The sequence below is a fragment of the uncultured Clostridium sp. genome (assembly GCF_947036855.1).
GTDB lineage: Bacteria > Bacillota > Clostridia > Clostridiales > Clostridiaceae > Sarcina.
In genome coordinates this window covers 1-12687 of record NZ_CAMQRY010000073.1, presented here as the reverse complement: position 1 = coordinate 12687, position 12687 = coordinate 1, and the positions used below count along the sequence as shown (strand labels likewise).

10 protein-coding genes are annotated in these 12687 nt (G+C 27.3%); 9 read left to right on the top strand and 1 reads right to left on the bottom strand.

The window, feature by feature from the left end; genetic code table 11:
* The 8 genes from Q0V15_RS08565 to recQ form a co-directional block, all read left to right on the top strand.
* On the top strand, positions 1–952 hold a 952-nt coding region (locus Q0V15_RS08565), incomplete at its 5' end, for an SH3 domain-containing C40 family peptidase (RefSeq protein WP_297437995.1).
* Between the two features lie 148 nt (positions 953–1100).
* On the top strand, positions 1101–3326 hold the full coding sequence (locus Q0V15_RS08560; protein ID WP_297437993.1) for a hypothetical protein: 2226 nt from the start codon (positions 1101–1103) through the stop codon (positions 3324–3326).
* Positions 3327–3437: 111 nt separating this feature from the next.
* Positions 3438–4898: a threonine synthase gene (gene thrC, locus Q0V15_RS08555; RefSeq protein ID WP_297437991.1), complete on the top strand. Its 1461-nt coding sequence runs from the start codon at positions 3438–3440 to the stop codon at positions 4896–4898.
* A 2-nt stretch (positions 4899–4900) separates the two neighbouring features.
* Positions 4901–5800: a homoserine kinase gene (gene thrB, locus Q0V15_RS08550; RefSeq protein ID WP_297437989.1), complete on the top strand. Its 900-nt coding sequence runs from the start codon at positions 4901–4903 to the stop codon at positions 5798–5800.
* Positions 5801–5807: 7 nt separating this feature from the next.
* Positions 5808–6245: an ACT domain-containing protein gene (locus Q0V15_RS08545; protein WP_297437987.1), complete on the top strand. Its 438-nt coding sequence runs from the start codon at positions 5808–5810 to the stop codon at positions 6243–6245.
* Between the two features lie 158 nt (positions 6246–6403).
* Positions 6404–7549 carry a cysteine desulfurase family protein gene (locus Q0V15_RS08540; RefSeq protein ID WP_297437985.1) on the top strand — a complete coding sequence of 382 codons (1146 nt, stop codon included), beginning with the start codon at positions 6404–6406 and terminating at the stop codon, positions 7547–7549.
* The gene (gene thiI, locus Q0V15_RS08535) at positions 7546–8700 is read left to right on the top strand and encodes a tRNA uracil 4-sulfurtransferase ThiI (protein ID WP_297437983.1); all 1155 of its coding nucleotides are present in this window, start codon (positions 7546–7548) and stop codon (positions 8698–8700) included. The genes Q0V15_RS08540 and thiI overlap by 4 nt, the downstream gene beginning before the upstream one ends.
* Positions 8701–8784: 84 nt before the next feature.
* Positions 8785–11220 carry a DNA helicase RecQ gene (recQ, locus tag Q0V15_RS08530; protein WP_297437981.1) on the top strand — a complete coding sequence of 812 codons (2436 nt, stop codon included), beginning with the start codon at positions 8785–8787 and terminating at the stop codon, positions 11218–11220.
* Between the two features lie 28 nt (positions 11221–11248).
* On the opposite strand, the gene Q0V15_RS08525 is transcribed toward recQ, so the two are convergent.
* Complete coding sequence (locus tag Q0V15_RS08525; RefSeq protein ID WP_297437979.1) at positions 11249–11869, bottom strand: 3'-5' exonuclease; 621 nt, start codon at positions 11867–11869, stop codon at positions 11249–11251.
* Positions 11870–12010: 141 nt separating this feature from the next.
* Here Q0V15_RS08525 and Q0V15_RS08520 point away from each other — a divergent pair.
* The coding region (locus Q0V15_RS08520; RefSeq protein WP_297437977.1) for a hypothetical protein at positions 12011–12687 on the top strand (677 nt) is incomplete at its 3' end.

Genomic DNA, 12687 nt, shown 5'->3' with positions numbered 1-12687 from the left:
ACCAACACCACCTCCAACACCTGATACATCGGTATCTAAAGATGGGCAAGTTACGAATGTAACTAGTAGTCTTAGAATAAGATCAGCATCAAATACAAGTTCATCAATTGTTGGATATTTATATCCAAATGAAAAATTTAAAATAATTGGTGAGAGTGGAAGTTGGTATAAGATTAATCATAAAGGAAAAACAGGATACATTCATAAAGATTATGCAAAAGTTATATCATCAGGTGGAGGAACAGTACAACCTCCAAAACCTGTAGAACCTACAACACCAGATGTAAAACCTGAAAATGGTAAAGGTGAAGTTATAAATGTTTCAAGTAATCTTAGAATAAGAAGCAATCCAAATACTTCATCATCTATAGTTGGATATTTATCAGCAGGAAATAGATTTGATATAACTGGAAAAAGTGGTTCTTGGTATAAGATAAACTACAATGGTAAGGTTGGATATGTTCATTCGGATTATGTTAGAAAAGTTATTGATGATAATAATAGTGGACAAGTTTCTAATAAATATGATAAAGTACTTTCAATAATGAAGGCACATATAGGAACTCCTTATGTATTTGGTGGTTCAGGTGAATATATTACTACATCATCACTTAATGCACTAAAAAATAGATTCCCAGGTCAAGCCTATTCAGTACCATCAAAGTATATGAATGCAAATTATAGAGCATTTGATTGCTCGGGATTTACTCAGTGGGCATTTAACCAAGTTGGAGTAAGTCTTGGAAGGACAACATATGATCAAGTTAATGCAGGGGTTGAAGTTAATGCATCAAATGCAAAACCAGGAGATTTACTATTCTTTAGTAATCTTGGACATGTAGGTATGTATATTGGAAATGGACAATGGATAGAATCACCTAAAACAGGTGAATATGTTAGAATTACGAATGTTCCTTGGAATTTAATAGGAAGAGCAAGAAGAGTATTATAAATTAATAATATTAAAACTATACAACCATACAAACTTAACATAAGTTTTGTATGGTTTTTCTTTTTTTAGATTAAAAGCGTATTTTTTTCAGCTTTCGTAAATAAACATAGATAAGAAAGAAATCTTATGGGGAATTTAGGAGGGTATTATGGAAAAAGGGTATGAGAGTATTTTAAAGTTACTTAGTGAAGGTGAAGATATAGTATTTAAGACCGATAGGAATTTTAAGTTTGGGGAAAAAAACTTACTTGTTGTAGGTGAAAAGATTTTTTGTGTAAGTAATCTTGGAAGGATTTTTATTGCAGATAAAAATAAGAGATTAAAAAATATAAAGGTTTTTGAATATAATCATAGAACTAAAAATATTAAATTTAAAGTATTAACAAAAGATAATATTATTGCTATAAATTCAAGAGATTTTACAGATAATAAGACAGAAAGTTTTATTATTAATATGAAAATAGATGATTTCGTTAATATTTGCAGAAAAGTTGATGATAGTCCATTTTTGGTAGAGTGGAGTAAATACGCAATTAAGGTAGATGAGGGGATATATGAAACAGGGCTGTTAGAGTTTAGAGAAGAAGAAGTTAGCATAAATACAATAAGTAATAAAGTGAATATTAAATATAGTGAGATTATAGACTATAAGGTTTTAAAAAGTTGTATTCATATAATAACTAATAATAGTGCTTATTATAATATTTTGATTCATTGTTTTAATAAAAGTGCTAATGAGATAAAAGATAAGATTGATAAATTTAAGAAAACTGAAGAATTAAAAGAGGAAGTTTATTTAGATATACCAATGGAATATACACAAATAATGGATCGCTCTGAGTATATGGAGGTAAAAGATATAAATTTATATTCAAAAGATGATAGGGAGGAGGAAAAAGAAAATGATATTAATTATAAAGATATAGAAAAAAATAATGAAGTGACTAAGAAAAAACAAATTAAAATTGAAGATGACACAATATCTAAGTATTATGAAGAAAATTTAAAAACTGAAAATGAAGAAATTCAAGTGGAAAATACTAAAAAAATTACTGCAGTTAATGAAGTTATAGATAAAACAAAGATATTAGCTAATATCTATGGAGAACTTGATTCTATAAATTATAAAGGTAGAGAGATAGAAGTAATCATAGATAGGGACATTAAAATTATAGATAGAGAACTTGATAAAGAAATATTAAATCAAAAATTTGAAAATATTTCTTGCATGGTAGATGGTTCTATAAATATACTTATGAACAATCAGAATTTATTTTTAATAAAATTAAAAGATAATGATATTGAACTTGATAAATATTTTAATAAAATAGTAGTTACAAATAAATATTTAGGATATACATCAGAGTATCAACCATTTTTAGCAACTATAACTGATAAAATGTTAATTTTAAATCAAGGTGATAATATTAATTTTAGTAATATAGAAAAAAATAATATAGCTGATATTAATATGCTAGATAATAATTATATGTTTGAGGGTATAGCTATTACACTTAAAGATTCCAATTTGCATAAATTATTTATTTTAAAAGAAAATATAAGAAGTTTTGTGAAAGATATATATATATTAAAATCTACTGAATTTTATAATAATCTAGAAGAAAATGAATTAAGAGAGATATATTTTAATACGAAAAAAGAGTTCATTAAGTTATTTTATTTTTCAGATATGAATGACTTAAAGGTATTGATAGATGATTTTTATAAGAATGAAAATAAGGATAGAGCAGAGCTTGTAGGACTTATTTTTGCTAAGATTGACATCTTTAAAAAAACTATGAGTTTAATAAGTATGTATTATTTAGGTATGTTAGAATTGGGTAATAATATAAAGGTGTCATTTTATAAAAAAGAGTTTAAAGAACTATGCAGTAAGCTTTATGATGAAATTATATATATTGAAGCAGAATTACTAAAGTTAGATATATTTAAAAATGAAACACTTATTAATTATAGAAATATAGATTTTTCAAGTGATATAGAATTAGAACTTAATATAAAAAACAAGGAATATATAATTTTAAAAGAAATTTTTATAGATACACAGATAAAGGATTTTAAATTTGATTATATCTTGCTTGGTATTTTAGAAAGAATTAATAAAGTTATGTATATTGATTTAGAATATTATATAGATAGTATTGATATGATAATTGATAATTTAGCTTTAGAAAGTTCACTTAATGATAAGGCTATTATAAAAAATAAAATAATTAAGTTTTATGTAGATATGCAATTTAAGAGTAAATCAAATAATAAAAGTAGGATTAAAGACAAACTTTTAAAAATAAATAAATATTCTAGTAGTTGCTATATAAAAGGGAAAGATATTTTTAATATAGCTAAATTTTAAGAAAGATATGTGTTTATATAAAAAACACTTGTACACCGTAGGATAACATGTTATATTGAAATTGTAATAAATTTACAAGCGTAAATAAAATTTAAACTTGGGGTGTTTAAAATGAAATTTATAAGTACAAGAGATGTAAAAGACTTAAAACTTGCGACAGAAGCAATAGTAAAAGGTCTTTCAAGTTCTGGTGGTTTATATGTACCAGAAAAATTTCCGAATATAAAGAGTGACTTTGATAAATTAAGGGGGCTTAATTATCAAGAATTAGCATTTGAGATAATAAAATTATTCTTTGGTGATATTGGTGATGAAAATATAAAAGAGTGTATAAAAGAGGCATATGAGGGTAGATTTGAAGTGAAAGTAAGTAAAGGGTTTTTAGAACTATACCATGGTCCAACATCTGCATTTAAAGATGCAGCACTTTTGTTTTTACCACACATAATGAAAAAATCTAAAGAAATATTAGGAATCAATGATAAAATTGTTATATTAACTGCAACTTCAGGGGATACTGGAAAAGCAGCACTTGAAGGTTTTAGAGATATTGATGGTATAAGTGTAGTTGTATTTTATCCAGAGAATGGAGTAAGTAGAGTTCAGGAACTTCAAATGAGAACACATGATAGCTTTAATTCAAGTGTAATAGCTATAAATGGAAATTTTGATGATGCACAAAATGCAGTAAAAGGCATATTTGCTGATGAAGAATTCAAAGAAGAAATGCTGTATGAAAAAATAAGATTTAGTTCAGCTAATTCTATTAATATAGCAAGGCTTGTTCCACAAATAGTATATTATTTTTATGGGTATTTTGAACTTTTAAATCAAAATGAAATAGCAAATGGAGAAAAAATAAATATATGTGTTCCAACAGGGAATTTTGGAAATATACTTGCAGGATACTATGCTAAGCAAATGGGACTACCAATAGATAAGTTTATATGTGCATCAAATGAGAATAATGTTTTAACAGATTTTATAAATACAGGTGTGTATGATAGAAGAAGAGAGCTTATACTAACTGAGTCTCCATCTATGGATATACTTGTTAGCTCTAATCTTGAAAGATTATTATTTGAACTGTCAGGAAGAGATGATAAAAAAATAAATATATTTATGGATGAGTTAAAAACTGAAGGAATATATGAAATAGATTTAGAAATGAAGTCTAATATGAGTGATTTTTATGGCTATTTTGCAAATAAAGAAGAGGTTTATTCTGATATAAAGAATTTATTTGAAAAAGAGAAGTATTTGATGGATACTCATACAGCTGTGGCATATAATGCATATAATAAATATGTTAAAGATACAGGTGATACTAAAAAAGTGTTGATAGCATCAACAGCTTCACCATTTAAATTTGTTAAAAGTATAGTGGATGCATTAGAACTTGATTCAAATGTAAATGATGAATTAGAACTTTTAAGTGTTTTATCAGAAAATACAGGGTATGAAATTCCAAAAGGTCTTAAAGATCTAGATAAAAAATATTTACTCCATAATATAAAGTGTGATAAATATGATATTAAAAATGTTATATCTAGTCTTATAAAGAAGGTGTAGATATGATTTATAGAGCTAAGGTTCCAGCAACTAGTGCAAATGTTGGTGCAGGTTTTGATACACTTGGTCTTGCTTTATCTTTATATAATACATTTGAAGTAGAGGAGATTTCTGAAGGATTAGAATTTATAGGATTTGAAGAAAGATTTTCAAATCGTGAAAATATACTTTTTACAGCTATGAAAAAAGTCTTTAAAAAAGCCAATTATAAAAAAGAAAGTTTTAAAATAAAACTTATTAATCAAGATATACCTATAACTAGAGGGCTTGGGAGTAGTTCAAGTTGTATAGTTGCAGGTGTTTTAATTGCTAATAAAATTTTGAACAATAAATTTACAATTGATGAAACTCTAGATATAGCCACAGAAATAGAAGGTCATCCTGATAATGTAGCACCTGCTATACTTGGTGGATTTGTAGTATCGGTTGTGGAAAAATCAAAGGTATATTATAATAGTGTAGAAATAGATAGAAATATGAAGTTTTTTGTAGGAATACCAAGTTTTGAGTTATCAACAAGTGTAGCTAGAAAAGTTCTACCAAAAGAATATATAGCAAGTGATGTTATATATAATATTAGCAGAGCGGCTCTTACAGCAAGTGCATTTAGTAGTAAAAATTATGATTTGTTGAAAGTTTCTTGTAGGGATAAGTTTCATGAACCATATAGAAGTGGATTTATAGAAAATTATCAAGAAGTTAAAGAAATATTTAATGAAAATAATATATTGTGCAATTTTTTAAGTGGGGCTGGGCCAACAATAATTGGTATTAAAAAAATAAGTGATAATGAAGAAAAAGAATTTATTTCTATAGAGAAAAGTTTGAAGCAATTAAAAAGCAAGTGGTTATTAAAATCATTGAAAGCGGACAATATAGGGGCAATAGTAGAAGAAAGGTGATTTGAGAATGAAAAGTCAATGGCTAGTTATTGATAAAAAAGTTTTACCTGAAGTTTTTGAAAAAGTTATAAAAGCAAAAAGACTTTTAAAAGAAGGGTCTGTAAAAGAAATAACAGAGGCAACAAAGCAAGTTGGAATAAGTAGAAGTGTATATTATAAGTATAAGGATTACGTTTTTGAATTTTCAGAGACTTCTTACGGAAAGAAATTTATATTTAATATGGTAGTAACTCATAAAAAAGGAGTTCTATCAAGCGTTTTAAATTTACTTTCAGAGTATGGTGCAAATATACTTACAATAGACCAAAGTATACCTATAAATAATTCTGCATATGTTAGCTTAACAATGGATATATCATCTATAAATATGGATATATATGATATTTTAAGCAATATAGGAAAAATTGATGGTGTTGAGAAAACTGAATTTGTAGCAATGGAATAAATTTAAAAGCAAGACGATTTGTCTTGCTTTTTATTTTTGCAATCTTTTATTTAAAAACAATGAAATGATAAAAGAATTATGTTAGAATATAAAGGTTAAGAAAAGGTATTTTAAATACAATTTTTGTTATTTGAAATTAGGAGAAAGGAGAGCTAGTTATGGAAGTGTATTTTGATAATAGTGCAACAACTAAAGCGTATGATGAAGTTTGTGAAGATATGTCTTTAGCTATGAAAGAATATTATGCGAATCCATCATCTTTACATAAATTAGGTCTTAAATGTCAAAGAAGACTAATGGAAGCTAGAGAAAATATAGCAAAGTCTATAAATGCAAGCAAAGAGGAGTTATTATTTACTTCTGGTGGAAGTGAAAGTAATAATACTGTTTTAAGAGGACTTGCTAAAAAAGGTAACCATATAATAACAACTGTTTTTGAGCATCCAAGTGTATTGCTTACATGTAAGGAACTTGAAGAAAAAGGGGTTAGAGTTACTTATTTAAAGCATGATTCTATGGGAAGAATAGATTTAAATGAACTTGAAAATAGTATTATAAAAGATACTGTTTTAGTTTCTATAATGCATGTAAATAATGAAATTGGTACTATAAGTGATATAGCAGCAATTTCAAAGGTTATAAGAGCAAAAAGTCAAAGAGCTAAATTCCATATTGATGGTGTACAGGGATATGGTAAATTTGGAGTTGATGTTAAAAAGTTAGATATAGATTTTTATAGTATGTCAGCACATAAAATCCATGGACCAAGAGGTATTGGTTTCTTATATATGAGAAAAGACTTAAATGTAAGTTCTCTTATATCAGGAGGATCACAAGAGTTTGGTCATAGAGCTGGAACAGAAAATATAGCAGCGATAGTTGGTATGGAAAAAGCTTGTGAGATAACACTAGAAAATATAGATAAAAGTATGGAAAATGTTGTAGAATTAAAAGCATATTTTGTGGAGAGACTAAAGGAAATAAAAGATATTAGAATAAATAGCCCTATTGAAGAGTTTATAAGTTCATATATTTTAAATGTTTCATTTGTTGGAGCAAGAGCTGAGGTTATACTACATTTATTAGAAGATAGTGATATATTTGTATCAACAGGTTCTGCTTGTTCTTCTAAAAAGGTTATCAGTAAAGGTAGTCATGTACTTAATGCAATAGGACTTAAGCCAAATGAGATTGAAGGTGCTATAAGATTTAGTTTCTCAGGAGAGAATACTAAAGATGAAGTAGATCATACAATTGAGGCTTTAAAAAAATCATTAACATTCTTAAGGAGATTTAAAAGATGAAAAAATTAATATTAGTTAAATATGCACCAGAAATATTCTTAAAAGGACTTAATAAAGGTAAATTTGAGAGTAAGCTTAAAAGTAATATACAAAAGAAGCTTAAAGGAATAGATCATAAGATAATATCAGACCAAGGTAGATGGTTTATAGAGAGTGATGAGCTTGAAAAATGTATTGAAATTGTAAGAAAAGTTTTTGGATTAATAGAACTTGTTATTGTTACAAGAGTAGAGAGAGATTATGATGTTATAAAAGCAACTGCTTTAGAAAAAGTTAAAGAATCAGGAGCAGCTAACTTTAAGGTTGATACTAATAGAGCTGATAAAAGATTCCCTAAAAACTCAATGGAAATTTCTAGAGAGGTTGGAGGACATGTACTTCAAGGTATGGAAGGGAAAATTTCAGTTAAGATTAAAAATCCTGAGTGTTTACTTAGAATTGAAATAAGAGAACATGCATATATTTGGACAAACAAAGATAGTGTTAAAGCTGTTAGAGGATTACCTTATGGTATGAATGGAAGTACAATGCTTATGTTATCAGGTGGAATAGATTCACCAGTTGCAGGATATCAAATGGCTAAAAGAGGGGTTGAGGTTAGTTGTGTTTATTATCACTCACATCCTTATACATCAGAAAGAGCTAAGGATAAAGTTAAAGATTTAGCTAAAATTCTTGCAGGATATACAGAAAAGATAAACTTATATGTTATCCCATTTACAGAAATTCAAATGGAAATAATAGATAAGTGTAAGGAAGATGAACTTACAATATTAATGAGAAGATTTATGATGAGAGTTGCATGTTCACTTGCAGCTAAAAAAGGAATTGACTCAGTTGCATCAGGAGAAAGTATTGGGCAAGTTGCATCACAAACTATGGACGGTTTAATAGTAAGTAGTGATTGTGCAGATAGACCAGTATTTAGACCACTTATTACACTTGATAAAGAAGAAATTATGGATATAGCTAGAGAGATTGGAACATATGAAACTTCAATTCTTCCATATGAAGATTGTTGTACAATATTTGTACCAAAGCATCCTAAAACAAAACCAAGACTTGAAGAGATGAGAGCATCAGAAACAGTTCTTGATATTGAAAAATTAGTAGAAACAGCTATTGAAAATGTAGAATTCTATACATTCTAGAAATGACACAAAGTGCCTAAAACTTTTAGTTTATAGGCACTTTTTGAATTTAATTATATAGAAATTAGAGGGGTTGATTAATCTATGAAAAAAGCTTTAGATATTTTAGAAAAGATTTATGGATATAGTTCTTTTAGAAAAGGGCAGGAAGAAATTATAGAATCTATTACTACAGGACATAATACACTTGCTGTTATGCCAACAGGTGGAGGTAAATCAATATGTTATCAACTTCCAGCTTTAATGTTTGATGGATTAACTATTGTAATATCACCACTTATATCACTTATGAAAGATCAGGTTGATGTTTTAAATGGGCTAGGGGTTAGTGCCTCATTTATAAATAGTACACTTTCTAGTATAGAAGTTGAAGAGGTTTTATTTAGGATTAGAAATAAAGACCTTAAAATTTTATATGTGGCACCAGAAAGACTTCGTGATATGGTTTTACTTGATGTTTTAAATTCTATAGAAGTATCACAAGTTTCAGTTGATGAGGCCCACTGTGTGTCTCATTGGGGACATGATTTTAGAAGTAGTTATAGAGATATAAGTTCATTTATTGCAAGGCTTAAAAAAAGACCTGTTATAACAGGGTTTACAGCAACAGCATCACAGAAGGTTAGAGATGATATTTTAGCTATGCTAGGAATAGAAGATGCGAATGTTTTTATATCTGGTTTTGATAGAGAAAATATAAAAATAGATATATTAAAAGGTGTAGATAAGAAAGATTATATTTTAAGTTATATTAAAGAAAATATAGATCTTAGTGGTATCATATATGCTTCAACTAGAAAAGAAGTTGAGGAGATAACTAAATTTTTAAATAAGAATGATATAAAAGCTTTAAAATATCATGCAGGACTTCCTGAAAAAGAGAGAAGCAAAAATCAAGAAGATTTTATTTATGATACAAGTAATATAATAGTTGCAACAAATGCCTTTGGTATGGGGATAGATAAGCCTAACGTAAGGTTTGTTATACATTATTCTATACCAAGAAGTATTGAAGCATATTATCAAGAGATAGGTAGAGCTGGGAGAGATGGAGAAAAGAGTGAAGCAATACTTTTATTTGCAAGTTCTGATGTTCAAACACAGAAGTTTTTAATTGATTCTTCAATACAAAATTCTGAAAGAAAAGAAGCAGAACTTCAAAAACTTCAAAGTATGCTTGATTTTGTTTATAGTAATTCATGTTATAGAAAGTATGTACTTAATTATTTTGAGGATGAAGCTAAAGATAACTGTGGAAATTGTAGTAACTGTCTTGCTAGTCAAAATGAGATAGATAAAACTCTTGATGCACAAAAAGTTTTATCATGTGTTTACAGAATGAAAAGACCATACGGTATAGGGGTTATAGTTGATGTTTTAAAGGGTTCTAAAGTTAAAAAGATAATAGACCTTGGATTTAATACATTATCAACATATGGTCTTATGAAGGATTATAATAAAGATGACTTAAAGGAATTTGTAAATACACTTGTTGCACATGGATATCTTGGTATAAATGTTACTGAATATCCCACTTTATATGTTAATAATACTTCTGCTGAAATATTAAAAGGCAATAAAAAAGTTATACTAAGAGAAATTTCAATTCAAAGAAATATTGATAAGGAAAATGAGTTATATAGTATGCTTAAAGTACGAGTTATAGAAATTGCTAGAGAAAAAAATGTAGCACCATATTCTATACTTGGAGATTCAAGTATAAAAGAGATGTCTATTAAGTTCCCTTGTGATAAAGCTGATTTTATTAAAATACAGGGTGTAAATGAAGAAAAATATAATGCTTTTGGTGAATCAATTATTAGTATTATAAAAAAATATAAAGAAGATAATGATATAAAAGTAGATAAAAATATAAACTCTAAAGTGAAAAAAGAAGTTTCAAGCCTACCAATGTATGTAGAAACTGATAAAGATTTATTAAATGAGCTTATTATACTTAGAGATGAAATTGCTACAAAAGAGAGAATTTATAAATCTTATGTTCTAGCAATTAATACACTTAAAGAGATAAGTGGAAGATATCCAACAAATGTAGAAGAGTTTACTGATATATCAGGAATAGGACCTAAAAAAATAGCATCTTATGCAAATGTATTTTTAAATCTTGTAAAAGATTATATAGAAAAAAATGATATAGAAGTTATTTGGGAAGAAAAGGGTAGAAAAAAAGTAGTTTTAGATGGTGAAGTAAGAACTGCAAAAGAAATAACGATAGATGAGTTAAGTTCTGGAAAGAATATATCTGAAATATCAGAAGAGGTTGAATTATCAATATCAACAATACTTGGATATGTTACTGAATATATTTTATCAGGAAATGAGTATAGTTTTGATATAGATTTAAAATCGTATTATGATGAACATGAATATCAAATTATTATAGATTCTTTAAATAAAATTGGAGATGAAAATTTAGCTAAAGTAAAAAAAGAACTTCCAAGGGAAATTAAATATGAGAGTATTAGAGCAATAATACTTGAAAGAATATTAGAAAAGTAAAAAGGGCTGCCAGTTGGCAGTCCTTTTATTATTTGAAACTAAGAATATTAGAAAAATAGCTTCTAGGTATTAAGCCTTTTTTTATTCCTTCTATAACAACAAGGTAAGTTGCAGCAGTATCAAATCTTGCATCATGGTAATTTCCACTACCATCAAATAATTTGTTTGCTGTATCAACTATCTGCTTATCAGTTATATTAAGAAACTTTACAGCTTCCTCAAGTCTTGGGTTTTTATATGAACCAGACTGATTAACTATTTTACAAACATCTTTATAATACTTCATAGTACAGAATATATTTTTTGGAACATATTCATTTTCCATATATAAAGCTTCAAGCTCATGCTTTAAGAATTTAATATCAAATGGAACATTATGTCCTATAACAAAATCAGCATCTATAAAGTCTTGTAAAAATTGTTCGAATTGGTCCTCAAAATAAAGTCCATTACTAAGTTCATAAAGTTTTTCAAGAGAAAAATGATGAACTTTCTCAGCATTAGGATCCATTTCTTCAACTGTAAAGAAGAAGTTATGTCCAGTTGTTTTTTGTGGTTTGCAGTCAGTATCAGTTAGTATGTAGCTAAGTTGACAGATGCTACCAGGTCTTATACTTGTTGTTTCTGTATCAAAAAATAATAATTTCATTTTAATGGCTCCTTCTTTTTAAATCTACTTATATAATAATACATTTTACATAGTAACTGCAATAAAATAAATCAATATGAATAAAATTTGTAGAATAGTGGCATATTAAGTGTAGTATTTGACTTTAGGAGGAATAACAAAATGAACAAAAAATTAAAAGTGGTATGTGCTACTCTTGCGATAGCCTTTTTACCAGTAGGTGCAACATGTTATGCAAAAACAACAAATTTAGAGGAGAGATATGAGAGCATATGGGTTGATGCAAAGGTTGAAACTACAGAAAAAAATGATGAAGCAAAAACAACTAATACAGATGAATATTCTATTGCTGATGTTGTAAGATTTAAGGGGGAGAAAAGTAAGTGTGATGCATATCTTGGTAAAGATATAATAATAAGAATTAAAGTATGCAAAATTAAAACATCAGATGACAAAGCTTATATAATAAGTAAAGATAGTGCTATGAAAAAAGCTAAATGTATATTAGATAAAGCAGAGGTTGAAAAGTGTAAAGAAGGCGACGAAGTAATTGTAAAAGGAATACTTAAAGAAATAAAAGGTAATAAAATAATACTTGAAAATAGTAAGATTTTAAAAGTTATAGATGTAAATAATAATCAGTATAATAAAGATAAATATAAGAAAAAAGAACAAGAACCAGATACTTGTGAGAAAAAAGAAGAATCTCGTGAAGAAGAAAAAGAGTCTAAAGAAACAAATATAGAAAATAAAGAAGATAAGAAGGTAGAAGAAAAATCTACTGATGGTGAAGTTAAAGAAAATGATAAAGAAAAGGTAGAAAAAACAAATGGAGAAGA

What these genes read in the sequence shown, in the direction of transcription:
- Q0V15_RS08560 (WP_297437993.1), top strand. Translation starts at nt 1,101, where the DNA reads ATGGAAAAAGGGTATGAGAGTATTTTAAAGTTACTTAGTGAAGGTGAA.
- thrC (WP_297437991.1), top strand. Translation starts at nt 3,438, where the DNA reads ATGAAATTTATAAGTACAAGAGATGTAAAAGACTTAAAACTTGCGACA.
- thrB (WP_297437989.1), top strand. Translation starts at nt 4,901, where the DNA reads ATGATTTATAGAGCTAAGGTTCCAGCAACTAGTGCAAATGTTGGTGCA.
- Q0V15_RS08545 (WP_297437987.1), top strand. Translation starts at nt 5,808, where the DNA reads ATGAAAAGTCAATGGCTAGTTATTGATAAAAAAGTTTTACCTGAAGTT.
- Q0V15_RS08540 (WP_297437985.1), top strand. Translation starts at nt 6,404, where the DNA reads ATGGAAGTGTATTTTGATAATAGTGCAACAACTAAAGCGTATGATGAA.
- thiI (WP_297437983.1), top strand. Translation starts at nt 7,546, where the DNA reads ATGAAAAAATTAATATTAGTTAAATATGCACCAGAAATATTCTTAAAA.
- recQ (WP_297437981.1), top strand. Translation starts at nt 8,785, where the DNA reads ATGAAAAAAGCTTTAGATATTTTAGAAAAGATTTATGGATATAGTTCT.
- Q0V15_RS08525 (WP_297437979.1), bottom strand. Translation starts at nt 11,869, where the DNA reads ATGAAATTATTATTTTTTGATACAGAAACAACAAGTATAAGACCTGGT.